The organism is Streptomyces naganishii JCM 4654 (assembly GCF_014650575.1).
Lineage (GTDB): Bacteria > Actinomycetota > Actinomycetes > Streptomycetales > Streptomycetaceae > Streptomyces > Streptomyces naganishii.
The window spans coordinates 188,844-212,862 of record NZ_BMVF01000004.1 but is presented as its reverse complement, the minus strand read 5'-3'; the positions used below and the strand labels follow the sequence as shown (position 1 = coordinate 212,862).

Genomic DNA, 24,019 nt, shown 5'->3' with positions numbered 1-24,019 from the left:
CAGCGGGTCTGCGGGTTCGGGGACCAATCGGTAGTCAATCGGTGGGCTCGGGTGTCGGCTCGCGGGGTGGTGGTCAGCCTGGAGGTTGCTGACCAGGCCGGTCCGCCAAGGGCTCCCCGCGGGCACGGCGGCAGGCGCCTCCGCCGTGCCGACGTTCCCAGCACGCCGGTGCTGCCACAGCGTCTGCGCACCCAGGTACACCAGATACCCGGCGCCCAGAAGCCTGACGACCAGGCACGCCGCCGGCGAAGCGGCCGGCACCGCCGCTAGTCCGGCGACGGTCAACGCGCCCACAGCAGCAGCCCGGTGGCGATCCCGCCCACGGTACGCAGGGCGTCCCCGCGCCCGGCCACCAGGGCACGGCGGGTCACCACGGCCATGTCGGGGCCGGGCACGACGGTACGACCTGCACCGACTCCGCCTCCTGCGCGAGCTCAAGCACCGCGGCACCCTGGCCGCCGTCGCGGCGGCGCTGTCGTACGCGCCGTCCCCCGTCTCCCAGCAGCTCTCGCAACTGGAGGCCGAGGTCGGCGTGCCGCTCCTGGAGCCGGCCGGGGGGCGGGTGCGGCTGACCGCGCAGGCCGAGATCCTCGTCGCCCACACCCAAGCGGTGCTCGAACGCCTCGAGCGCGCCGAGGCGGACATCGCCGCATCCCTGACCGACCTGACCGGCACCCTGCGCATCGCCTCGTTACAGACCGCCGCCCTGGCCCTGATCCCGGCGGCGCTCGGCCTGTTGCGCGACCGGCATCCTCATCTGCGGTTCCACGTAACCCAGTCGGAGCCGGAGAGGTCCCTGCCGGCCCTACAGGCCCGCGACTTCGACCTGGTCCTCGCCGAGGAGTACGCCGGCGATCCCGGCCCGCGCGCCACGGAACTCGAGCAGGAGGACCTGTTCGACGACGCCCTGCGTCTCGCCCTGCCCGGACGTGCCGGGGGCCCGGACACCGGCGGCCCGATGGCGGCGCTGCGCTCGCTCGCCGATCACCCGTGGGTCATGGAGCCCGAGGGCACGCCCGCGCGTCGCTGGGCCGTGTCGCTGTGCCGTGACGCCGGCTTCGAACCCGACGTGCCGTTCGAGACCACCGACCTGCTGTTCCACCTCCGCCTGGTCGAGCAGGGGCTCGCCGCCGCGTTCCTGCCCGACCTGGTCTGGAGCGGGCGGCCGCCGGCCGTGCCGTTGCGGCAACTGCCGCGCGGGTGGCGCACACGCCGGGTCTTCACCGTCGTACGCCAGGGCCGCAGCCGGCATCCCGCGATCCTGGCCTGCCGGGACGCCCTCCGCCGGGCGGTTCAGCACGGACGGCCCGCGGTGGGTTGAGGCCGGGGCCGGCCCCTGCACGGCGGCGACGCTACGGGCTGTGGACCGCGCCGCCGTCGGGGCGGGCGGTGCGTGCCGCGTCGCGGTCGCCCCTCTTCCGGCGGGCCGAGAAGTGGAGGTCTTCCAGGGCGTCGAGGACGACGGTGCGGCGGTGCCAGGACAGCCAGCGGCCGACAGTGGCCGCGGTGGTCCTCAGGGCTTCGAGGCGGGTGCGGGAGTAGCCGGTGAGCGGCTGGGGGTGGTGCGAGGAGATGACGCCGAGCACAGCGCCGCGCTCGTTCAGCAGGGGGACGCTGTGGCAGGCGCGGCTGCCGGCATGGAGGATCACGCGCCGGGAGCCTTCGTCGAAGAAGGGTTCGGTGGCCACGTCCCGGACGGTGACCTGTTCCCTGTCCTGGGCCGCCTGGGCGCAGGAGGTGGACGGATGGTCGACGAAGGCGAAGAAGTCGGTGAACTGACGGCTCAGTCCCGTGTGCTTCTCCAGCCGCAGCAGGCCGTGCTCGGCGAGCTGGACGTTGCCCATGCCGGTCTGCGTGATCTCCAGCACGCGGGTCAGTGCCCCGCTGAGGACCGAGCCCTGGGTGGCCGCGTCGCCGCTGTGACCGGCCAGGGGTATCCGGGGGAGTGGGGGAGCGCTGGTGCGTGCGCGGCCGGGGAACCAGACGCCACGCTCGTGATCCGGGCAGGGGACGCGGATGACCGCGTCGGCGAGGGTGTGCAGCTTGACGTTGTGCCGCTGGGAGGCCTCGCGCAGCAGCTCGAACCCCGCCTGCGCGGAGGGCAGGCCGTAGCGCTGTCGGAGGATGTCCTGCGCGGAGGAGACCGCGGCGCGGGCCAGCATCCGATTGCGCGGCGCCAACCCGGCTTCCTGCCCGGCGTGCGGGCCGTCCGGGCGGACGCCGGTGCCGTGCCCGGGCAGCCCGGAAGGCACGGACAGCCCGGAAGGCTCGACGGGCTCGAGCAGCCCGGAAGGCTCGACAGGCCCGGACAGCCCGGAAGGTTCGGGCAGCCCGGCACGTGTGCGCGTATCGGGTTCCGTCATCTGATCGCCCCTTTCGCCCCCGTAGCGGTGTGCAACCCCCATCGAGCCTAACGTCACCGCCGCCGGCCTTCCGGGCGTCGAGGCCCTCACCTCCCGCGTCACGTGCGCCGTCACCGGAGCGGCCGCGACCACCCGGCCGCGGCAGTCGGCGAGGCGAAGGTGTGAAACCGGGCGGCTGCCGCGCCGAGCGCCGTGGATCGGGTATGGACGGATGCGTGACGCCAACGAGAACGGAGGGTTTCGCCCCTCTGCGTGACTACGCCCTTCTCGGCGACCTGCGCACCACCGCACTGGTCGCCGCCGACGGAGCCGTCGACTGGCTGGCCGTACCGGCGCTGGACGCACCGCCCGTCTGCGCCGCGCTGCTGGACCCCGCGGAAGGAGGCCGGATCACACTGGCGCCCACGGTGCCGTACGAGGTCAGCCGGCGCTACGTCGAAGGCACCATGGTGCTGGAGACCACCTTCACCACGCGGGAGGGAGCCGTCCGGGTCACCGACTCGCTCAACTTCGGGGCGCTGGGGCGGCTGCCGTGGACCGAGCTGGCCCGGGTCGTCACCTCCGTCTCCGGCCGGGTGCCGATGGCCTGGAGCGTGCGCCCGGGGCATCGGCTGGCCGCGGGCAACCGGCCCTGGGCGCGCCTCGACCACGGTCTGCCCCTGCTGACAGTCGGTGACCAGCGGCTCGCCGTCGTGGCCGAAGGGCTGGGCGGACCGGAACTCGAGGACCGGGCCGTCCACGGCACGGCGGTGCTGGAAGCGGGCGGCACGGCACTGCTGGCCCTGGTCGCGGTGGACGCGGAACCGCTGCACGTGCCACGGCCCGACGAGATCGTCCTCCGCCTCGAACGCACGATCGCCGCGTGGCAGCAGTGGTCCGGCGGCGTGGTTCACGAGGGGCCCTGGCGGCAGTTGGTCGTACGCGGCGCCCTGACACTCAAGGCCCTCACCTCCAGCGTCACGGGCGCCATCGCCGGAGCGGCCACCACCTCGCTGCCCGAGAAGATCGGCAGCTCCCGCAACTACGACTACCGCTTCGCCTGGATCCGCGACGCCTCGTACGCCCTGGACGCCATGTCCCGCATCGGCATGTCGGAGGAGCTGCACGCCGGAGTCTCCTGGCTCCTGGACACGGTCAGCCGGGAAGCACCGGCCCTGCGCCCGCTGTACGCCCTCAGCGGCGAGCCGGTCTCCGCCGCGATGGAAGAGGTCGAAGCGGCCCCCGGATACCGGCACTCCGCCCCCGTCCACGTGGGCAACGCGGCCGCCGGCCAGACACAACTGGGCTCCTACGGCGATCTGTTCGACGCGGTGTGGCAGTACTGCCAACGGCGTGGCCACCTGGACCAGGCGTCGGGCACGATGCTGAGCGCCATGGCCGACCACGTCTGCGACCGGTGGAACACTCCCGATTCCGGCTTCTGGGAGCTCGGCGAGCGACGCCACTACACCAGCTCGAAACTCGGCTGCTGGACCGCGCTGGACAGAGCCGTCCGGATGGCCGCCGAGGGGCGGCTGCCCAGTTCCCACGCGGAGCGCTGGCGGCTGGAGCGTGACGCCGTGCGGGCGTGGATCGACCAGCACTGCTGGTCGGACGCCAAGCAGTCCTACACCTTCTACGCCGGCACGGACGACCTGGACGCCGCGGCCCTGCTCGCCGCGCGCACCGGGTTCTGCGCAGGTGACGATCCGCGTCTCCACAGCACCGTCCAGGCGGTCCGCGCCGAACTCGGCGCCGGGGGATGCCTGCTGTACCGCTACACCGGGCAGCAGGACAAGGAGGGCGCGTTCCTGGCCTGCTCGGGATGGCTCGTCGAAGCACTGTGCCGCACCGGACACACGGAGGAGGCCGCCCGGCTGTGCGACGACTTCGCGGGCAGGGCCAACGACCTGGGCCTGTTCACGGAAGAGATCGACCCGGCCGGCGGCGAACTCCTCGGGAACTTCCCGCAGGCGCTGACCCACCTGGCGGCGATCTCGGCGGCGGCCTCGCTGGCGCAGAGCGGTGGGGCCCGGTGACGGAGCCACGCCTCCTGGCGCGATCCGTCACCGGGCCCCACCCGGCGGCCTAGCCGCACGTCAGTGTCGGTGTCCCCCAGTCTCCGTGGTCGCTTCCGTTGCCGTCGCCCGCGTCGCCGACCCTGAGGTCGACGACCTCGGCTCCGCGCAGGTCGACGTCGATCGGCACCGCGGCCTGTCTGCCGCGGATCGTCGGCGTGGTGACCAGGGTCTTGCCGTCGGCGATCACGGAGAAGGTCACCGTGCCGGCGCCGCCCGTCTCGTCGTCGACGCCGACGTCCGCCGTCAGGCGGGAGCACTTGCCCGCGAGGTAGAGCTGGACGTCGCTGACGGAGTTGGTGCCGAGGCCCTTGGCGTGGGCGACGCCGGCGATGCGGAGGGGACGGCCGTCCCCGGACGCCTGCTCGCCGACACTGGTGTCGCGCTCCACCGGACCCCAACCGTTGGTGGAGGACAGGAACGGCAGGTCGCTCACGGCGCTCTGCCCGGCCGGGGGAGCCGGCGGGATCCCGCCGACGATGCGCTCGTCGCCGGCGACGCCCTGCCGTCCCTTCTGCGTGTAGTGCACCGTGGTGGTGAGGGCGGAAGCGGAGGGCAGTGTGCCGTCCGGCGGCCGCACCTTCCAGGTGAAGGTGGCCGAGGCGCCCGCTCGCAGGTGCTCGACCGACGTGGGGCTCGTGGCGGTCGTGGTCCAGCCCTCGGGCGCGGACAGTGAGGCCGTCAGCCGGGAGGCGGACGGTCCGTTCTCCGGCAGCCGTACCGTCGTCTCGGCCGTGAAGGCCCGCGCCGACTGGGCGGTGCCCGGCGCGTTCAGGGTGACGTCCGCTCCGGGGCGCTTCGGCATCGCGTACTTCTCGCGGTCGTAGCCGGGGCTGCGGTTCTGCGCGACGCGCAGGGACGAGGCGTAGCTGCCGTAATCCGTGAGCGAGACCCGGCCCAGTCCGCCGGTGCCGCCGTCCAGGTTCCACACGGCGATGGCGACGCTGTTGCGGCCGTTGGGGTTCAGGATGCCGTTGGGGACGGGGAACGTGTGCTGCGGGCCGAGGTAGTTGACGTAGTTGCCGACCTGCCAGCCGTTGACGAAGATCGTGGCCCGGTACTTGCGCGACGGGTCGTCCGTGAACGTCAGCCCGAGCGAGGTGTCCTGGCCGCGCGGGAGGTCCAGGGTCACGTCGGTGCGGTACCAGGAGACCCCGGGACGGGGGTCGTTCGCCGGCAGGGACACCCGCTTCCAGTCGCCGTCCGGGTAGCCCGGCAGGGACCAGCCGGCCCGCTCGCCGTACAGGCCGCCCGTCGACAGCGGCCCGCGCACGGGGTCCTGCGGGTCCTCGCCGCCCCGCACGCCCTGCAGCCGCCAGGTGACGGTGGTCAGCGGCGCGCCGGTGAGGGAGGCGCTGGTCAGGCCGCGCGCGGCCTTGTTGCCGTTGGCCGAGTTGTAGTCCTCCTCGTGGCCCATGTTCACGGTGAGTACGGAGATGACGTTGTCCGACCCGGACTTCAGCGAGCCGGCCGGGAAGGTGAGGTCGGCGCCGCCCGTGGTGGAGCTGCCGAGGAAGGTGCCGTTCAGCCAGGCGGAGAACGCCTGCGCCTTGCCGCCGGAGTCCGAGACCAGGTGGACGCCGGTCTCCTTGCCGCTGGCGTGGAAGCGGCCGCGGTACCACGTGTTGCCGGTGTGGAAGCCGTAGTCGTCGGTGTAGAGCACCGGCAGCGAGTTGACGCCGGAGACGCTGTTGGTGGCCATCTTGTCGGCGACCTGCCAGCCGGAGTCGTCGAAGGCGGGGGCCGCCTCGGGGGACTCCTCGGCGTGCTTCCAGTTCGTCAGGGCCGGCAGGCGCACCGGGGCCGCGACGGGTATCTGCCCGGTGAGGCTGCCCGTTGCGGTGGTCCTGGTGGTCAACGCCCGTCCGTTCCAGCTGACATGGCGGGCGGAGGTGAACACCTCGATGTCCTTGTCGTCGGCGTTGTCGCCGGTGAGCGCCACGGTGCGGCCGCCGTCCCCGCTCGCTGCCGTGCGCAGCAGGTGGGTGCCGCGCACGAGCACCGGGCCGGTCGCCGTGTCCTGGCGCCAGAACGTCCTGGCCGTGGCCTTGTCGCCGACGAGCAGCAGCAGCGGGCGCTTGCCGTCGCCGCTGACGCTGACGCGGATCAGGCCCTTGTGGGTGTAGTCGAGCCGCAGGTCGCCGGTGGCCGGGTCCCAGGTGGTCATGACCGGGCCGCCGCTGGAAGTCACCGTGGGCCTGGCGGCGTAGCGCAGGACGGTCTCGCCGTCGCTGCCCGGATCGCCGTAGAGCACGGCGACGTCCCGGTCGCCGATCGCCGCGTGGGTCATGATCTCCGACGTCGAGTACTGCAACTGCGTGTCCCCGAGCCGGTAGTTGGCCACGATGACGTGCGAGTCGCGTCCGTCGAGCGTGATCGCGGTGCCCGGCTGCTGGGGCACGACCGGGTAGGTCGCTTCCTTGGCGGCGTCACCGGTCGGGACGTCGATGGCGTCGACGGCCACGAAGTCGTCCGTGGACGAGGAGCCGTGGCGTCCGGCCACGACGATCTTCAGGGTGTGCGCGCCGGCCGGCAGGCCGGTCTTCTGGAAGATCACCGCCTGGTTCTCGCCGCCGGAGTCGTCGACCGTGGCGACCTTGGCGCCGTCGAGGTAGACGTCGGCGAAACCGTGGTTGTCGGTCTTCGAGCCGATCCAGCGGATCGCGGTGCCGTCGAAGGGGACGGTGAGCGAGTCGCCGGCCTTGTTGGAGAAGGACTCGGTGTGCTTGTAGTCGCCGCCGGTGTAGCTCTGGTCGGCCACGTGCGACCACGAACCGGCGTACCGCAGCGCGGAGTCGGGGTCGTCCCAGGTGTAGGTGGTGTCGGCGGAAGGCTGGGCGTCGAAGTCCAGCGAGATGTGGGTGCTGTCGGCCGACGTGGAGGTGGAGTCGCCGTGGCGCAGCACATGGAACTGCGTCTTGGTGTCCGGGTTCATCCGGGCGGTGTCGACGACCGCGGAGTCGTCCGGCGGCGTGGCCCTGATCGCCTCGGTCTTGGTCAGCGGGGCCACGGACTGGGTGAAGTACCCGATCAGCTTGTCCTCGTAGTACTTGGGATCGAGTTGGCGGTCCTCGCGGATCGCGGCCCCGTAGTCGTACGACGTGTAGTTCTGCGGCATACCCAGCCAGCCCCAGTTGGTGCCGCCGTAGGTCATGTAGAAGCTCTGCGCGGTCGCGCCGACGGCGATGTTCTGCTTGTAGAACACGTCGGCGAACCGGTCGTTGATGAGCTGGGCGCACTTGTCGTAGCCCGGTCCGCCCCACGGGTCGAAGGCGCCGCCCTGGAACTCGGGCGAGTACAGCGGCTTGCCGGCCGGGTGGTCGTAGCTGATGTCGGGGACGCCGCTCCACTTCGAGGGCGTCGAGCAGTTGAAGCCCTGCGGGTAGGAGTCGGGGCCGTCGACGTCCAGGGCCCCCGTACCGGAGTTGAAGGTGCCGTTGTTGTTACCGGTCAGGGGTACGGTGATGCCGTCGGCGCGGGCCTTGTCCTCCAGGTGCTTCATGTACGAGCGGCCGGCGTCCGAGCCGTTGTAGTACTCGTTCTCGACCTGGTAGGCGATCACCGAGCCGGTGCCGTTGGTCAGTTGGTGGCGGGCGATGATCCGGTCGATCCGCGTCAGCCACTCGTCCGCGTACTTCAGGAACCGCGGGTCGTCACTGCGGTTGCGCCCTGCCTTGGTGGTCATCCAGCCGGGCAGGCCGCCGCTGTCGACCTCCGCGTTGATGTACGGCGCCGGGCGCGCGATGACGTAGAGCCCGGCCTCCTCGGCCATGTCGAGCAGCCTGTCGACGTCACGCACCCCGGTGAAGTCGTACACACCCGGCTTCGGCGAGTGGTATCCCCAGTCGAAGTACAGGGACGTGGAGTTGAAGCCGGCGGCCTTCATCTTCTGGAAGATGTCGCGCCACAGGTCCGGGCTCGGCAGCCGGAAGTAGTGGAACTCGCCGGACCACAGGTAGGTGCGCCTGCCGTCGACGAGGAACGAGTAGCCGTCGAGGCTCACCGTGTGCGCCCGCGGGCCGGCGGCGGGAGCCGTGGCGGGCGGCGCCGTGCCTCCGGCGCCCCGCGCGGCGGCGGGCGCGGCGACGCCGGCGGCCGCGCCCGTCGTCATCCCCGCGGTCAGGGCGACGGTCGCGGCGGCCGAGAGCACCGTCCTCCACCACCGGCGGCGGCCGGGTCTCGCAGCTTCTGAACCGATCCGAGCACTCCGCACTGCGGCCTCCATACCGGCTGAACAATCAACTTCCAACAGGGTCAGGCAAAGTCGAACAGTAGAGCCGCGCAAGATACAACACAATGGGGCGGGAGAACACAGCCGCAATGGTTCGGCCAGTGCGTGCGGGAGGCGGTCCTGGAACGCCGTGCCGAGTTCCGGATCGTCCGGGGCGCTCGGGCCCGCCCAGGGAGGCCGCCGCGACGCCTCAGCCGCTGGTCTGCCGCGCCGGCGAACCGGCCGGCCGGCCTTCCTCCGAGGCGGAGCCGGGCTCGGCGAAGCGCCGGGAAGCGGGGTCGAGGAAGTTGAACCGGGCGAGATTGGCCTGGTTGGCGGGCGAGGTGTGGAGGTCGCTGTAGAAGGCGCGGGCCAGCTGGTTGGAGGCCAGGACGTCCATGCGGGCGTTGCGCACGAACGCGGGCCCGGCCGTGATGGCGTCCAGCGGCCTGCGCGCCGCCGCAGGGATGTACTGGCGGTACACCTCTCGCCCGTAACTCGTTCCCCGCGCGCGAAACCGGTTACCTGGAGGACGTGGCCCTTCCCGGCCGCGGCCCGCGCCACGTCGCCGCACCGGGAGTGCCGCCCGGGACGCGCGTCCTGTCCGGCGAGACCGCCCGCGCGCGCCCGCGAACGCGGCCGCACACGGCCGCACCGGGCGCCGGACCGGCGGCCCGCCCCGAACACGTAAGGACTTCCCATGCGCGGAGCAGTGATCCACGCCCCTGGCGACGTGCGCTTCGAGAACCTCGACGACCCCAGGATCCTCAAGCCGACGGACGCGGTCATCCGCACGGCGGTCACCTGCGTGTGCGGCTCCGACCTGTGGCCCTGGCGCGGTCTGGACGCCACCGAGGGCGCGCACCCGATGGGGCACGAGTACGTCGGCTTCGTGGAGGAAACCGGCAGCGAGGTCACCGCGGTCCGGCCGGGCCAGTTCGTCGTCGGCTCGTTCGCCACCTCGGACAACACCTGCCCCAACTGCCGCAACGGCTTCCAGTCCAACTGCCTCAACCGCGAGTTCATGAGCACGTGCCAGGCCGAGTACGTGCGCATCCCCAACGCGCAGGGCACCCTGGTCGCCACCGAGGAGGTGCCCGGCGAGCAGTTCTGGCCGGGCCTGCTGGCCGTGTCCGACGTCATGGGCACCGGCTGGTGGGCGGCCGACGCCGCCGAGGTACGGCCCGGCTCCACCGCCGTGGTGGTCGGCGACGGCGCGGTCGGGCTGTGCGCGGTCATCGCGGCCAAGGAGATGGGTGCCGAGCGGATCATCGCGATGAGCCGCCACGAGCCCCGGCAGAAGCTCGCCCGCGAGTTCGGCGCGACCGACATCGTCACCGAGCGCGGCGAGGAGGGCGTCGCCCGGATCAGGGACCTCACCGGCGGCATCGGCGCCGACTCGGTCCTGGAGTGCGTCGGCACCGCCCAGGCCATGCGGCAGGCGCTGCACTCGGCCAGGCCCGGCGGCAGCGTCGGCTTCGTCGGCGTACCCCACGACGTGGCCGTCGACGGACAGGAACTGTTCTTCTCCCACGTCGGCCTGCGCGGCGGCCCCGCGCCCGTGCGCCGCTACCTGCCGGACCTGATCGACCGCGTCCTGACCGGCGCGATCGACCCGGGCAAGGTCTTCGACCTCACCCTGCCCCTCGAGGAGGTCGCCGAGGGCTACCGGGCCATGGACGAGCGCCGCGCCATCAAGACGCTGCTCAAGCCCTGACCCGCACGGACTCGCGTGGCAGCAGGCCCGCCACCGTCCCCCTGAACCCAGGGAAGGCCACTGACCCTCGCCTGATCCCGGCCGCCGCCCGCCCGGCACCATGGGTGCGGCGGCCATGGCGGGCGCTCGGTTGCTGGGTGCCGGTCACATGTCGGGGGTGGACCGACCGGTCGTACGGTCCGTTTCGAGCAAGCCGTACGACAGCGGGCCGGGGCGCGGCCCGGTGCCGCGTCGGCCGCGAGGGACCGGTGGGCAACAGGGGCCGGTGAGGCGGAACGGGGCGGCGGGGCCGTGCCGCGTCCTCCCGCCTCCCCTCTCCCCACCTCTCCCCGGAGTCGCACCCATGTCTCACTCCGTCCGGCACGGTTTCTTCCGGCGCACCGCGCCGGCCGCCGCCCTCGGCGCCTTCGCCGCGGCCCTGACCGCCGTCACCCCGCTCGCCCCGCCCGCGTCGGCGGCCGGCACCCTCGAGCAGGTGACCGGCTTCGGCTCGAATCCCGGGAACCTGACGATGTACGAGTACGCCCCCGTGGGCCTCCCGGCGAACGCCCCGCTGGTCGTGGCCCTGCACGGGTGCACCCAGTCGGCGAGCGACTACCACGCCCACTCCGGGTGGCAGAAGTTCGCCGACCAGTGGAAGTTCGCCGTGGTCTACCCGCAGACCGGCACGGCCAACAACAGCCTGTCCTGCTTCAGCTGGTTCGACTCGGCCAAGGACGCCCGGGGCAAGGGCGAGGCGGCCTCGGTCAAGCAGATGGTGGACAGCGCCGTCGCCCGGTACGGCTCCGACCGCGGCCGGGTCTACGTCACCGGACTGTCCGCGGGCGGCGGCATGGCCGCGGACCTGCTCGCCGACTACCCCGACGTGTTCGCCGGCGGCTCCGTCGACTCCGGCCTCCCCGCCCAGTGCGCCACCACCCAGGCCGCCGCTTCCGGCTGCCAGTACAGCGACCAGGGACTGACCCCCAAGCAGTGGGGCGACAAGGTGCGCGGCTCCTATCCGGGGTACGCCGGCCCGTGGCCCCGGGTCGCCATCTGGCAGGGTTCCGCCGACACCACCGTGGCCCCGGTCAACGGCGGTGAGCTGCGCGACCAGTGGACCGATGTGTGGGGCATCGGCCAGACGCCGTCCGGCACCCGCGGCCTGACCGGCGGCACCACGGAGAGCGACTACGGCGACAGCGGCGGCAGGCCGGCGGTCGCGCTGTTCTCGGTCTCCGGGATGGCGCACGGCCTGGCCGTGCACCCCGGCTCGGGCGCCGACCAGTGCGGCGGCACGGGCCCCTACTACCTGGACTACATCTGCTCCAGCTACTACACGGCGAAGTTCTGGGGCCTGGACACCGGTGGCGGCCAGGGCGGCACGGGTTCACTGCCCGCCCCGTCCGGCCTCACGGTGACCGGCACCACCGACACCGGCGTCTCCCTGTCGTGGAACCCCGTGAGCGGCGCCGCCTCTTACACCGTCTACCGCGACGGCACCAAGGCCGGCTCCGCCACGGGCACCACGTACACCGACACCGGCCTCACCGCCGCGACCTCCTACGGCTACACCGTCGCGGCCGTCGACTCCTCGGGCGCCGAGGGAACGCCCTCCGCGGAGGTCACGGCGACGACGACCGGAGCCGCGCCCAGGTGCTACACCGACAACAACTACGACCAGGTCCGCGCCGGCCGAGCCCACCAGAGCGCCGGCTACGCCTACGCCAACGGCTCCGACCAGAACCTGGGCCTCTACAACGTCGCCGTGGTCCACACCCTGAAGGAGACCTCCCCGGGCTACTTCGTCCTCGCGGACTCCGGCTGCTGAAGCGGCGGCCGGTCAGCCGGCGGTGCGGCCGATACGGACCTTCCACACCTCCGGGCCCTGCTCCAGGTACTCCCACGTGAACTGGTCGGCGTGCTCGGCGGCGAACTGGTAGTACAGCGGCTTCGGGTCGTGGTCGTTGACCAGGACGAAGTGCTCACCGGCGGCGAGCGAGCCGTAGGTGGTGAAGATCAGTTCGTGCCGGCGTGCGGGAATCTCCTGGCGGACGTCCAGCTCGGTACTGGCTGTGGTCATGGTCCTTCCCTCGCTCGCAAGAGCCCTTGTCATCTGGTGCTCGACCTGCTGGGCGACGTGATCGACCCCGAACTGGGCGTCGACGTCGTCAACCTGGGCTTGGTCTACGGCGTCGACGTCGGCGCCGGGGCCGTCGTGCGCGTACCAGTCGAAGCCCGGCGACGCCGCCCACGGCGCGGCCCAGACGCTGGACCTCCAGCCGGGCGAGGGCGGCTTCGTGGAGTTCACCCTGCCCGGGCCCGGCACCTACACCTTCACCACCCGCCGCATCGCCGACGCCGAACGCGGCGCGACGGGCACTCTGGTCGCCCGGTGAGCGGGTGCGGTCCGCCGATAGACTGGGTGCGGCAGAACCACTCGTACGCGGTGTGCTACGAGCCGTCCGCCGGCTCCGGGCCGGGGCGGCCGATCTGGTGCGGAGGGTGCCGTCATGGCCAAGCAGATCACCTACCGGCGGATCTACGAGGAGACCACTCCCGCCGACGGCAGGCGGGTCCTGGTCGACCGGGTCTGGCCGCGCGGCATGCGCAAGGAGGAGGCGCACCTGGACGAATGGCTGCGCGAGGTCGCCCCGTCCACCGATCTGCGCAAGTGGTACGGCCACGAGCCCAGCCGTTTCACCGAGTTCCGCCGCCGCTACCTGGCCGAACTGCGCGACGCGGGGCACCGGCAGGCGGCGCAGCACCTGCGGGACATCGCGGCGCACGACAGGCTGACGCTGCTGACCGCCACCCGGGACGTGGACCACAGCCAGGCCGCCGTACTGGCCGAATGGCTGGCGGACAAGGACTGACCGCCCGCGTGAGGCGTCCTCAGCCCCGGTCGTCACCGCCGGGCGTGTCCGGCTCCTCGCCGGTGGTCTTCACGATGCTGTAGCCGGGGTCGCTGATCACCAGTGCCCCGTCGCCGGCGCGGGTGTGCGCCCGGCCGGTCAGGCGCAGTAGTTGCCCGGCCGCGAGGTCGGGGTGGGCGGCGTGGAATTCGAGGCTGAGGCTGCCGGTGCTGTCGGTGAGGGTGGCGAGGAGGACTCGCCGGTCGCCGCGCTCCTCGTCGGTGAGGCTGTGCAGTCTGCCGTCCACGGTGACCGGGCGCCCCGGCTCCACGGAGGCGATGGGAGTGGTGTCCGGCCGGGAGTGCGGCGCGTTGTGCTCGGTCAGGGGCTCGGGGGGCGTACCGGCGAGGCGGTCGCGGAGACGTTCGACGCGGCGGGCGAGGCGTTCCTCGGCCGGCCGGGGGAACCGTTGCCGGATCCGGGCCTGGACGTCGTAGGGGACGATGGTGGCGACGGCCTGGGGGAGATGATTGATGGCGTGCGCGATGCGGTCGGCGGTGCGGTCGTGCAGCAGCCGCCCGGACAGGGGCGAGTAGCCGCGCCGCGGCAGCAGCACGGTGACACCGGTGTTCTCGCCCTCTCCCGCGGCCTCGAGGATGAACTGCGCGGCGGCGTGGACCAGGCGCCGGTCGGGGCAGTCCACGATCTTCAGCGGGGCCGTGATGCCGAGCTCGTCCCAGCGGGCGCGCAGATGCTGGGCGTGGGCGGCGTCCAGCATGAAGTGCACCGCCTCGGCGTCCGTCAGGCGCAGGCTGCGCGCGTAGCGCAGGGCTTCGAGGACGGCCAGGTCCACGCTGTTGACGAAGACGTAGACGTGGTGGCGGGAGTAGTTGGTCTGCTTCACCGGGTTGCCGCGCACCTCCTCGAGGATGGCGGCCTCGGCCCGGTACTCGTGGTTGACGCGGATCAGCACCGCGACCAGGAGCGGGAAGACGACGACGACCAGCCAGGCGCCCTCGGTGAACTTGGCGACGGCGAAGATGGCGACGACGAGGGTGGACAGGACGCCCGCCGCGCAGTTGACGGCCAGTTTGCGCCGCCAGCCGGGTTCACGGTGGGAGAGGTGGTGCTTGGTCATGCCGTACCCGGCCATGGCGAAGCCGGTGAACACGCCGATGGCGTAGAAGGGGATCAGGGCGTTGACCGTGCCGCCGGTGACCGCGAGCAGGGCCACGGCCAGCACGGTGAGCGTGATGATGCCGTTGGAGAACACCAGGCGGTGACCGCGTTTGGTCAGCTGGCGGGGCAGGAAGCGGTCCTCGGCGACGAAGCTGGCGAGGAAGGGGAAGCCGTTGAAGCTGGTGTTGGCGCCGGTGAAGAGGATCAGCGCCGTGGCGGCCTGCACCAGCGCGTACAGGACGTGCCCCGTCGCGCCGTACCCGAAGACCGCGCGGACCTCCTGGGAGAGCACCGAGGGGTATCCGGCGGTGTAGGGGGTGGCGTGGGTGAAGTGCGCCAGCAGCGACACCCCGGCGATCAGGAACCCCAGGATGCAGGCCATGACGGTCAGGACGGTGCGGGCGTTGCGCCCCTCGGGTTTGCGCAGCGCGGAGACGGTGTTGGAGATGGCCTCCACGCCGGTCAGCGAGGATCCGCCGTTGGCGAAGGCCCGCAGCAGCACCAGCACCGTGGCGCCCTCCACCAGGCCCGACCCCTGGTGCACGGGCACGGTGCCGGGCAGGTGGGCCGGGTCGTAGACGGGCAGCCCGACGGTGGCCCACTTGACGATCCCCACGATGATCACCAGGCCGACCAGGACGGAGAACAGGTAGGTGGGCAGCGCGAACGGGCCTCCCGCCTCCCTGATCCCGCGCAGGTTCGCCAGGCACAGCGCGACGACCACCCCGATGGTGATCTCCAGGCTGTACGGTCCGAACGCGGGGAGCGCGGAGACCACCGCGACCGTGCCCGCCGAGGACTGCACGGCCACGGTCACCACGTAGTCGATGAGCAGCGCGGCCGCGGCCACCTGGGCGGTCTTCGGGCCGAAGTTCTCCCGCGCCACCACGTACGAGCCGCCGGCCCGGGTGTAGACGGTCACCACCTGCCGGTAGGAGGCGGCGACCAGGACCAGGATCACCAGGATCGCCCCGGTGATCGGGAGCACCAGGGTGAACGCCGCGGCACCGGCGTAGGGCAGCAGCGCCAGCAGCACCTCCTCCGGGCCGTACGCCGAGGAGGAGATCGCGTCGGGTGAGAGCACTCCGAGGGCGACCTTCTTCGACAGCCGCTCGCGCCGCAGTTGCTCGGTGACCAGCGGGCGGCCCAGCAGGACCCGCTTGAGGGCGTAGCCCGCCGACTCCGGCAACCCCGGCCTCACCGGGGGCGACCCCGGCCGTACCGGCCCCTGAGCATCGACCACGCCTGCCGCCTCACTCCCACGCCGGGGACACACTGTACGGGGCCACTGCTTCCCCTGGGGTGCCTACCCTCACAGGTGGCCGGTCCTCACCGGGGGACGCGCAGGGCGAGTACGGCGACGTCGTCGTCGAAGACCTGCCGGCTCCGGCTGATCAGCGTGTCGCACAGTTCGTCCAGTGGGGCCGTGGCCAGGGGGGCCGCCTGTCCGGCCAGGTCGTCGAGGCCGGTGTCGATGTCCTGGCCGCGGCGCTCGACCAGTCCGTCGGTGAACATCAGCAGGGTGCTGCCGGGCGGCAGGGGGTGTTCGTGGCTGAACCGGGAGACGGACGCATCGATGCCCACCGGGATTCCGTGACGGGCGGGCGCGAGGTAGCGCGTGCCGCCGTCCGCGCCGACCAGCAGCGGCGGCAGATGCCCGGCATTGCTCCACCTGAACCCGTACCGCCCGCCTTCTTCGTGGCCGTGCTCGATCCGGCCGAGCACCAGGGTGGCCGTGGGCGGGTCGTCGAACATCGTCAGGGCGCGGTCCAGCCTGGACACGACCTGGCCGGGCGGCTCGTCGCGGTCGAAGGCGAGCGCCCGCAGCATGTTGCGGAGCTGGCCCATGAGCGGGGCGGCCTCGACGTCGTGCCCGGTCACGTCTCCCACCACCACGCAGGTGGAGCCGTCGGGCAGGATCACGGCGTCGTACCAGTCCCCGCCCAGCCTGGGCAGCTCGGAGGCGGGTTCGTAGCGGGCCGCGGCCTCGAGCGGTGAGAGGTCGGGCAGGACGGGCAGCATACGGCGCTGGAAGTGCTCGGCGGCGCGCTTGAGCTGCTCGTACAGACGGGCGTTCTCCAGGCTGACGCCCGCCGCACTCGCCAGAGCCGTCAGCAGGCCCTCGTCATCGTCGTCGAAAGGCGTGCCGTCGAACTTGTCGGCGACGTAGAGGTCGCCGTAGACGGTGCCGCGCACCATGAGCGGCACCCCCATCAGCGTCTTCATGACCGGATGCCCGGGCGGGAAGCCGGCGGAACGCGGATGCCCGGCCACGTCCGCCACCCGCAGGGGCTCCCGGTCGTCGACCATCGTGTGCAGCAGGCCGTGGCCCTGCGGCAGGCCCATGGCGGCGCACAGCCGCGGGTCGTCGATGCCCACGGTGATCAGGTCGGTGACCTCACCGGTCTCCGAGAGCACCCCCAGCGCCCCGTACCGGGCGGCGACCAGGTCGGTGGCCGCCTCCACGATGCGGCGCAGCACGGTCCGGGTGTCCATGTCGGCGCCGACCACCCAGACCGCGTCCAGCAGGTGCCGCAGCCCGTGCCGGTCCAGCGCACGCCGCGGCGGCCGTACGGCCAGGCCGTCCCGCACCTGGTCCCGCCCCCGCCTCTGCCACGGGTTGTGCACCACGGTGCTTCCTCCCGGCACCACCGGACGCCCTCGGCACGTCGTCCTGCCCTGTCACACTACGCGCCGCCCGGGCCGGAGGCCGACCGCGGCGGCACACCGTCGCGGTGATCGTCCATGGCGGCGCCCGGCTCGGGTGTGCCGTCGACGAGGCGGGCGATGCCCAGGGGGTTGGCGGCGCGCAGTTCCTCGGGGAGGAGGGTGTCCGGGAAGGACTGGTAGCAGACCGGGCGGAGCCAGCGGTCGATGGCCAGGGTGCCGACGCTGGTCGTGGCGGGAGCGGAGGTCGCGGGCCACGGTCCGCCGTGCACCATCGCGTGGCAGACCTCGACCCCGGTCGGCCAGCCGCCCCACAGGATGCGCCCCGCCCGCTCCTCCAGGACCGGAAGGAGACGCCCGGCGGTCGCCAGGTCGGCGTCGCCTCCGTGCAGGCTGGCCGTCAACTGGCCCTCGAGTCCGTCCAGCAGGGCGAGCAGTTCGTCGGTTCCGGACCACCGTACGAGGAGTCCGGCGGCGCCGAAGACCTCACCGGCGAGGTCCTCGTGGGCCGCGTAGGCCGCCGCGTCGCACTCGAGGACGACGGGGCCCGGCGCGTACGGGCCTTCGGCGGGCACGCCCCGTGCCACGACGGAGACACCGTCGACGGCCGCCCACCGGCCCCACCCCTTGGTGTAGGCCTCGGCGATGCCCGGGGTGAGCATGACCTGTCCCGCAGTACCGGACACCGACTCGGCCACGGCCGCGCGGAAGGCGTCCCCCGCGTCCCCCGCGGGGAGCAGCAGGAGGCCCGGGTTCGTGCAGAACTGGCCCGCGCCGCTGGTCAGCGACGTCACGTACGCGGCGGCGAGCGCCGCGGGGTCGGTCAGCGCGCCCTCAAGGACGATCACGGGGTTGACCGACGACATCTCCGCATGGACCGGGATGGGCACCGGCCGGGCGTTCGCGGCCTCGAACAGCGCGAGTCCGCCCGCCCTGGAACCGGTGAATCCCACGGCCGTGATCCGCGGATCGCGCACCAGCGCCTGGCCGACGTCGATGCCGCGCCCGACCAGCAGCGAGAAGACCCCGGCGGGGATGCCGGTGCGCTCCGCGGCCGCGGTGACGGCACGGGCCACCAGCTCGCAGGTGCTCGGGTGGGCCGGGTGCGCCTTGGCGACGACGGGACAGCCCGCGGCGAGAGCGGACGCGGTGTCCCCGCCGGCGACGGAGAAGGCCAGCGGGAAGTTGCTCGCGCCGAACACGGCGACCGGGCCGAGGGGGATTCTGCGCAGGCGCAGGTCGGGGCGGGGGAGCGGAAGGCGTTCAGGCAGCGCCGGGTCGACGCGGACACCGAGCGCTTCCCCGCCGCGCACCAGGGCGGCGAACATGCGCAACTGCCCGCAGGTGCGCGCGCGTTCACCGGTCAGGCGGGCCCTCGGCAGCCCGGACTCGGCCGACGCGAGCTCCAGCAGGCCGTCGCCGAGCGCCTCGATCTCCTCGGCGCAGGCGTCGAGGAACGCGGCCCGCCGGGGCGCGGGCAGGGTGCGGAAGTCCCGCGCGGCCGCGGCGGCCAGCCGGGCGGCGTCCGCGACGTGCTCCGGCGAGGCGTCCCGCAGCCACGGGCCCCGGGGTTCCCCCGTCGCGGCCACGGCGCCGCGCCAGCCCGGGCCTTCCCCGGGAACGTCACGGCCGGCCACGATCGAGTTCCCGGTCAGCTGCGTGTGGTCCATCGTTCTCGGCCCTCTCATCGTTTCCGGCTCCTTTCGGCAGTCCGCGCAGGCCGCGCGGCGCACGCGGGACGGAATGTCTCGCGGAAGTCACGCCGACGACGTCGTTGTCTTCGGGGCGATCAGGTGTATAGCCTAGGCAATGGCATGTGACATTGCACAGAGGAGGAGGGGCTGGTGACCCAGAAGGTCGTCGTCGTGGGCGCGGGCGTCGTCGGCGCCGCGTGCGCCTTCCACGCCGCCTTGGCCGGCATGGACGTCACGGTCGTCGACCGGGGTCCCGTGGGCGGCGGGACGACAAGCCGCGGGGAGGGCAACGTCCTGCTCTCCGACAAGCAGCCGGGCCCCGAACTCGACCTGGCCCGGCTGAGCCGCGCCCTGTGGGACGAGGCCGCCGGCGAACTCGGGCCGGACACCCTGGAGTTCGAGCCCAAGGGCGGCCTGGTCGTGGCGAGCACGGCCGAAGGCCTCGCGGCGCTGCGCGCCCTCGCCGTCCGGCAGGAGGCGGCCGGTGTCCGCGCCGAACCGGTCGACCGCGTCCACGACCTCGAACCCCACCTGGCCCCCGGCATCCCCGGCGGCGTCCACTACCCGCAGGACGCCCAGGTGCAGCCGGTCCTCGCGGCCGCCGCACTCCTGCGCGCCGCCGTGCGGCACGGCGCCCGCTTCCACACGGGCGAGGTCGCCGCCGCCGTGACCGGCGAGGACGGCGGGATCACCGGCGTCCGCACGGCGGCCGGGGACCTCCTGCCCGCCGACGCCGTCGTCAACGCGGCCGGGACGTGGGGCGGCGAGGTCGGCCGCCGCCTCGGCGCCCCCGTCGAGGTGCTGCCGCGCCGGGGCTTCGTCCTCGTGACCGAACCCCTGCCGCCGCTGGTCCGGCACAAGGTCTACTCGGCCGACTACGTCGCCAACGTCGCCTCGTCCGACGCCGGCCTGGAGACCTCCTGCGTGGTCGAGGGCACCCGCGGCGGCACCGTCCTCATCGGCGCCAGCCGGGAGCGCGTGGGCTTCGACACGACGATGAACCCCGCGGTGGTCACCCGGCTCGCCGCGCAGGCGTGCCGGCTGTTCCCCTTCCTGCGCGAGGTCCACATGATCCGCGCCTACCGCGGCTTCCGGCCGTACTGCCCCGACCATCTGCCGGTCGTCGGCCCCGACCCCCGGGTCCCGGGCGTCGTGCACGCGTGCGGCCACGAGGGCGCGGGCATCGGCCTCGCACCGGGGACCGGCGCGCTGGTGACGGCCCACCTCCTGGGCCGCCCCTGGCGCGGCGCCGACCCGGCCGCCCACACCGGCCTCCTGCCGGACCGCTTCCTCACCTTGGGAGGTGCCTCGCGGTGAGCGAGTTCAGCATCGACGGCCGCCCTGTGCCCTTCACCGAAGGGCAGACCGTGGCCGCGGCCCTCGTGGCCGCCGGCCGGGTCGCCTGGCGCACCACCCGCGTCGGGCATCGCCCGCGGGGTGTCTTCTGCGGGATCGGCGTCTGCTTCGACTGCCTCGTGACGATCGACGGAGCCGGCGGCCAACGCGCCTGCGTGGTGCCGGCCCGCCCGGGAATGAACGTCACGACCGGCGAGACCATGACGACCGCCGCCACCGCGACGACCGCCGCGACCGCGACGACCGCGACGACCGAGGAAGGCGACGATGACTGAACAGAGCGACCTCATCGTGGTGGGCGCGGGCCCGGCCGGCCTGGCCGCGACGGCCGCGGCCCTGGCCGGCGGGCTGCGCGTCGCGCTCGTGGACTCCGGCACGGTCGTCGGCGGCCAGTACTGGAGGCACCCCCCGGAGCACGCGCGAGCGGCCATCCCGACCGAGGACCTGCACCACGGCCTGCGCGAGTACCGCGCCCTGGCCGACGCCCTGCCGGCGGCCCGCGCCGCGGGACGGCTCGACCTGCGTACCGCGCACCACGTGTGGTCCGCCGTCCGAGAGGACGACGGGTTCGCGGTCCACGCGGCCGACCGGCGCGAGGCGCCCGCCGAGACGGCGGTGGTGCTGCGCGCGCCGAGACTGCTCGTGGCGACCGGCGCCTACGACCGCCAACTGCCCTTCCCCGGCTGGGACTTGCCCGGCGTGCTCACCATCGGCGGCCTGCAGGCGCTCCTCAAGGGCGGCGGTGTCACGGCCGGCAGCCGGGTGGCGCTGGGCGGCACCGGCCCGTTCCTGCTTCCGGTCGCCGCCGGGCTGGCGGCGCGCGGAGCCGAGGTGGTCGCGGTGTGCGAGGCGGCGAACCCGCTCGCATGGCTGCGCCACCCCGGTCCGCTGCTGCGCAACCCGGGCAAGTGGGGCGAAGGCGCCGGGTACGCCGTCGCGCTCGCCCGCCACCGGGTCCGGGTCCGCCCCCGTACGGCGATCGTCCGCGCGGAGGGAGACGAGCGTGTGACAGCGGTCCGGATCGCCTCACTGGCGGCCGACGGCAGCCCGCGCCCGGGCACCGAACGCCGGATCGAGGTCGACGCCGTCGGCATCGGCTGGGGGTTCGCGCCCCAGCTCGACCTGCTCGTCGCCCTCGGCTGCGACCTCACCGCCTCCGACGACGGAAACGCGGTCGTCGCCGTCGACGACGGCCAGCGCACCACCGTCCCCGGACTCTACGCCGCGGGCGAGGTGTGCGGTGTGGGCGGAGCCCCGCTCGCGGTGGCCGAGGGCCGGCTCGCCGCCGAGTCGGTGCTCGCCGACGCGGGGACGGCTCCCGTACCGGGCGATCCCGCGGCGCGGGCGAAGCGCCTGGCCGCCGTACGGGCCACCGTGGCCAGGCAACGCGCCTTCGCCCGGGCGATGGCCCTCGCCCATCCCCTCCCTGAGGCCTGGTCCGAGTGGCTGACCGACGAGACCGTCGTCTGCCGCTGCGAGGAGGTGACCGCGGGTGCCGTGAGGGCCGCCTGCGCCGACGGCGGGGCGCCCGACCACCGGCAGGTCAAGCAGCTCACCCGGGCCGGGATGGGCTGGTGCCAGGGGCGGATGTGCGGACCGACGGTCCACTGCCTCGCCGGTCGGGGCCGTCCCTACACGCCCGCCGAACGGCTGGTCGCGACGCCCGTCACGCTCGGTGCGCTCGCCGACCTCGACCGGAGGAACTCGCCGGCCCGCACCGAATGAACTCACCGGCCCCGGTGAAACGGACTCGCCGACCTGGCGAAACGAAAAAGCACTGCGAAGCAGCAGCAATCGACAAGGAGCAATCATGACCGGGACCCGCAAGCCCTGGCACGGCGTCATCGTCGCCACGAGCCTGCCGTTCGACGCCGACCTCGCGGTCGACTTCGGCGCGTACGGCGAGAGCGTCGCCTGGCTCGCCGAGCGGGGGCTGCACGGCGTCGCGCCGAGCGGCTCGCTGGGCGAGTACCAGACCCTGACCACCGAGGAGCGCGACCGCGTCGTCGAGACGGCCGTCGCGAACGCCCCCGAGGGCTTCACCGTCATGCCGGGCGTCGGCGCCTACGGCGCGGTCGAGGCCAGGCGCCACGCACAGTTCGCCAAGGACGCGGGCTGCCAGGCCGTCATGTGCCTGCCGCCCAACGCCTACCGCGCCGACGACCGCGCGCTCCTGGAGCACTTCGAGATGGTGGCCTCCGTCGGCCTGCCCGTCACCGCGTACAACAACCCCATCGACACCAAGGTCGACCTGCGTCCGGAGCTGCTGGCCAAGCTGCACGCCGAAGGGTTCATCGTGGGCGTCAAGGAGTTCTCCGGCGACGTCCGGCGCTGCTACGAGATCGCCGAACTCGCCCCCGGCCTGGACCTCATGATCGGCACCGACGACACCGTGCTGGAGGTCGCCATCGCCGGCGCCAAGGGCTGGGTCGCCGGCTATCCGCAGGTCTTCCCCGAGGCCTGCCTCGCGCTGTACGAGGCGTCGGTCGCGGGTGATCTGGAGACGGCCCTGCCGCTCTACCGTCAACTCCACCCGGTGCTGCGGTGGGACAGCAGGACGGAGTTCGTCCAGGCCATCAAGCTCGGCCAGGAGATGACCGGCCGGCGCGGTGGCGTGTGCCGCCCGCCCCGGCAGCCGCTCACCCCCGAGACGGAGGCCGTCGTGCGCGCCGCCACCCAGGCCCTGATCGACAGCGGGGTGCGCTGACGATGCGTTCGAAGGTCTGTTACCACGCCGTCGACTCGCACACGGAGGGCATGCCGACCCGGGTGATCACCGGAGGCGTCGGGGTGCTGCCCGGCTCGACGATGTTCGAGCGGCGGCAGCGGTTCGTCGCCGAACGCGACGACCTGCGCACCCTGCTGGTGTGCGAGCCGCGCGGGCACGCGTCGATGTCCGGGGCGATCCTTCAGCCCCCGACCCGGCCGGACGCCGACTTCGGAGTGCTGTTCATCGAGGTCTCGGGCTGCCTGCCGATGTGCGGGCACGGAACCATCGGCGTCGCGACGGTGCTCGTGGAGACCGGCATGGTCGAGGTCACCGAGCCGGAGACCCTGGTCCGGCTCGACACACCCGCCGGGCTCGTCACGGCCCGCGTCCAGGTGCGCGACGGGCACGCCGAGTCGGTGACCCTGGAGAACGTCGCCTCGTACTGCCACGCCCTGGACCAGGTCGTGGACGTGCCGGGGTACGGGCAGGTGCGCTACGACATCGCCTACGGCGGCAACTTCTACGCCTTCGTGCGCCTGGAGGATCTCGGCATCCCCTTCGCCCGGGCGGAGAAGCAGCGGATGCTGGACGCGGGCCTCGCTGTCATGGACGCCATCAACACGAAGAACCCGGTCGTCCACCCGGAGAACCCCGCGATCAACGTCTGTCACCACGTCTATCTGGAAGCCCCCGGATCGACGGCGGAGCACTCCCGGCACGCGATGGCGATCCACCCGGGCTGGTTCGACCGCTCACCCTGCGGCACGGGCACCAGCGCCCGGATGGCCCAGCTCCACGCGCGCGGGCTGCTGCCGGTCCAGCAGCCGTTCGTCAACGAGTCGTTCATCGGCTCCCGGTTCACCGGGCGCGTCCTCGGCGAGACCACGGTGGGGGACCGGCCGGGCATCCTCCCGTCCGTCACCGGCCGGGCCTGGATCACCGGGACCGCGCAGTACCTGCTCGATCCGTCGGACCCCTACCCGGCGGGTTTCAGCCTCTAGCGCCGCGGCGGCCCCCGCGGGCCGCTCGCGCGGCGCACGGGGATGGCCGAAAAGTCACGCCTCCATCACAAGTGGCGACAGGGCTCCCGCCCCGCGGCAGCGGGAGCTATGGTCTGTGCAATGTCACACATTGCAGGTGGGTGACCTCGGTATCCGATGACGTCGCCGCCTGCAGGCGGCGGCCCGTGTCACACGATGACCCGCTGCCGGCGCCGGCCGGATCCCTCCACC

The 24,019-nt window shown here is 73.1% G+C and carries 16 protein-coding genes and 2 pseudogenes; 11 read left to right on the top strand and 7 right to left on the bottom strand.

The window, feature by feature from the left end:
- Positions 1-406 precede the first annotated feature (406 nt).
- Entirely contained in the window at positions 407-1,321 is a 915-nt protein-coding gene (locus IE217_RS08915) for a LysR family transcriptional regulator (protein WP_190177420.1), read from the top strand.
- Positions 1,322-1,352: 31 nt separating this feature from the next.
- On the opposite strand, the gene IE217_RS08910 is transcribed toward IE217_RS08915, so the two are convergent.
- On the bottom strand, positions 1,353-2,363 hold the full coding sequence (locus tag IE217_RS08910) for a GAF and ANTAR domain-containing protein (RefSeq protein WP_190177199.1): 1,011 nt from the start codon (positions 2,361-2,363) through the stop codon (positions 1,353-1,355).
- Positions 2,364-2,578: 215 nt separating this feature from the next.
- Between IE217_RS08910 and IE217_RS08905 the strand changes: the two genes are divergently transcribed.
- Positions 2,579-4,381, top strand: a complete 1,803-nt coding sequence (locus IE217_RS08905; protein ID WP_190177198.1) for a glycoside hydrolase family 15 protein — start codon at positions 2,579-2,581, stop codon at positions 4,379-4,381.
- A gap of 49 nt (positions 4,382-4,430) precedes the next feature.
- On the opposite strand, the gene IE217_RS08900 is transcribed toward IE217_RS08905, so the two are convergent.
- A complete protein-coding gene (locus IE217_RS08900; protein WP_373297974.1) occupies positions 4,431-8,645 on the bottom strand; it encodes a beta-galactosidase in 4,215 nt (1,404 codons plus the stop codon).
- Positions 8,646-8,910: 265 nt separating this feature from the next.
- A pseudogene (locus IE217_RS08895) lies at positions 8,911-9,120 on the bottom strand (MmyB family transcriptional regulator); the annotation flags it as partial.
- Positions 9,121-9,330: 210 nt separating this feature from the next.
- On the opposite strand from IE217_RS08895, the gene IE217_RS08890 reads away from it, so the two are divergent.
- Both IE217_RS08890 and IE217_RS08885 read left to right on the top strand, forming a co-directional pair.
- Entirely contained in the window at positions 9,331-10,347 is a 1,017-nt protein-coding gene (locus IE217_RS08890; protein WP_190177196.1) for a zinc-dependent alcohol dehydrogenase family protein, read from the top strand.
- Positions 10,348-10,690: 343 nt separating this feature from the next.
- On the top strand, positions 10,691-12,157 hold the full coding sequence (locus tag IE217_RS08885) for an extracellular catalytic domain type 1 short-chain-length polyhydroxyalkanoate depolymerase (RefSeq protein ID WP_190177195.1): 1,467 nt from the start codon (positions 10,691-10,693) through the stop codon (positions 12,155-12,157).
- A 12-nt stretch (positions 12,158-12,169) separates the two neighbouring features.
- Here the strand turns inward: IE217_RS08885 and IE217_RS35350 are convergent, their stop codons facing one another.
- The gene (locus IE217_RS35350) at positions 12,170-12,409 is read right to left on the bottom strand and encodes a DUF2249 domain-containing protein (protein ID WP_190177419.1); all 240 of its coding nucleotides are present in this window, start codon (positions 12,407-12,409) and stop codon (positions 12,170-12,172) included.
- Here IE217_RS35350 and IE217_RS35345 point away from each other — a divergent pair.
- A pseudogene (locus tag IE217_RS35345) lies at positions 12,353-12,505 on the top strand (hypothetical protein); the annotation flags it as partial. The gene IE217_RS35350 and the pseudogene IE217_RS35345 overlap by 57 nt on opposite strands.
- Before the next feature lie 334 nt (positions 12,506-12,839).
- The gene (locus IE217_RS08870) at positions 12,840-13,202 is read left to right on the top strand and encodes a DUF488 domain-containing protein (RefSeq protein ID WP_190177194.1); all 363 of its coding nucleotides are present in this window, start codon (positions 12,840-12,842) and stop codon (positions 13,200-13,202) included.
- A 19-nt stretch (positions 13,203-13,221) separates the two neighbouring features.
- On the opposite strand, the gene IE217_RS08865 is transcribed toward IE217_RS08870, so the two are convergent.
- The 3 genes from IE217_RS08865 to IE217_RS08855 all read right to left on the bottom strand — a co-directional run bounded on the left by IE217_RS08865 (position 13,222) and on the right by IE217_RS08855 (position 18,715).
- Positions 13,222-15,549: an APC family permease gene (locus IE217_RS08865; protein WP_229865131.1), complete on the bottom strand. Its 2,328-nt coding sequence runs from the start codon at positions 15,547-15,549 to the stop codon at positions 13,222-13,224.
- A 140-nt stretch (positions 15,550-15,689) separates the two neighbouring features.
- Positions 15,690-16,991, bottom strand: a complete 1,302-nt coding sequence (locus tag IE217_RS08860; RefSeq protein WP_229865130.1) for a PP2C family protein-serine/threonine phosphatase — start codon at positions 16,989-16,991, stop codon at positions 15,690-15,692.
- Between the two features lie 56 nt (positions 16,992-17,047).
- Positions 17,048-18,715: an aldehyde dehydrogenase (NADP(+)) gene (locus IE217_RS08855; protein ID WP_190177192.1), complete on the bottom strand. Its 1,668-nt coding sequence runs from the start codon at positions 18,713-18,715 to the stop codon at positions 17,048-17,050.
- Between the two features lie 156 nt (positions 18,716-18,871).
- Between IE217_RS08855 and IE217_RS08850 the strand changes: the two genes are divergently transcribed.
- From IE217_RS08850 to IE217_RS08830, 5 genes are all read left to right on the top strand, one after another.
- Positions 18,872-20,038 (top strand): NAD(P)/FAD-dependent oxidoreductase, encoded by a 1,167-nt coding sequence (locus tag IE217_RS08850; RefSeq protein WP_190177191.1) that lies wholly within the window; start codon positions 18,872-18,874, stop codon positions 20,036-20,038.
- Positions 20,035-20,352: a (2Fe-2S)-binding protein gene (locus IE217_RS08845; RefSeq protein ID WP_190177190.1), complete on the top strand. Its 318-nt coding sequence runs from the start codon at positions 20,035-20,037 to the stop codon at positions 20,350-20,352. Before IE217_RS08850 ends, IE217_RS08845 begins: the two co-directional genes overlap by 4 nt.
- Positions 20,345-21,802, top strand: coding sequence for an FAD-dependent oxidoreductase (locus tag IE217_RS08840; RefSeq protein WP_190177189.1), 1,458 nt, complete (start codon positions 20,345-20,347; stop codon positions 21,800-21,802). Before IE217_RS08845 ends, IE217_RS08840 begins: the two co-directional genes overlap by 8 nt.
- An 85-nt stretch (positions 21,803-21,887) precedes the next feature.
- A complete protein-coding gene (locus IE217_RS08835; RefSeq protein WP_190177188.1) occupies positions 21,888-22,784 on the top strand; it encodes a dihydrodipicolinate synthase family protein in 897 nt (298 codons plus the stop codon).
- Between the two features lie 2 nt (positions 22,785-22,786).
- Positions 22,787-23,788, top strand: coding sequence for a proline racemase family protein (locus tag IE217_RS08830; RefSeq protein ID WP_190177187.1), 1,002 nt, complete (start codon positions 22,787-22,789; stop codon positions 23,786-23,788).
- Positions 23,789-24,019 lie beyond the last annotated feature (231 nt).

What these genes read in the sequence shown, in the direction of transcription:
- IE217_RS08910 (WP_190177199.1), bottom strand. Translation starts at nt 2,363, where the DNA reads ATGACGGAACCCGATACGCGCACACGTGCCGGGCTGCCCGAACCTTCC.
- IE217_RS08900 (WP_373297974.1), bottom strand. Translation starts at nt 8,645, where the DNA reads ATGGAGGCCGCAGTGCGGAGTGCTCGGATCGGTTCAGAAGCTGCGAGA.
- IE217_RS08890 (WP_190177196.1), top strand. Translation starts at nt 9,331, where the DNA reads ATGCGCGGAGCAGTGATCCACGCCCCTGGCGACGTGCGCTTCGAGAAC.
- IE217_RS08885 (WP_190177195.1), top strand. Translation starts at nt 10,691, where the DNA reads ATGTCTCACTCCGTCCGGCACGGTTTCTTCCGGCGCACCGCGCCGGCC.
- IE217_RS35350 (WP_190177419.1), bottom strand. Translation starts at nt 12,409, where the DNA reads ATGACCACAGCCAGTACCGAGCTGGACGTCCGCCAGGAGATTCCCGCA.
- IE217_RS08870 (WP_190177194.1), top strand. Translation starts at nt 12,840, where the DNA reads ATGGCCAAGCAGATCACCTACCGGCGGATCTACGAGGAGACCACTCCC.
- IE217_RS08855 (WP_190177192.1), bottom strand. Translation starts at nt 18,715, where the DNA reads ATGAGAGGGCCGAGAACGATGGACCACACGCAGCTGACCGGGAACTCG.
- IE217_RS08840 (WP_190177189.1), top strand. Translation starts at nt 20,345, where the DNA reads ATGACTGAACAGAGCGACCTCATCGTGGTGGGCGCGGGCCCGGCCGGC.
- IE217_RS08835 (WP_190177188.1), top strand. Translation starts at nt 21,888, where the DNA reads ATGACCGGGACCCGCAAGCCCTGGCACGGCGTCATCGTCGCCACGAGC.
- IE217_RS08830 (WP_190177187.1), top strand. Translation starts at nt 22,787, where the DNA reads ATGCGTTCGAAGGTCTGTTACCACGCCGTCGACTCGCACACGGAGGGC.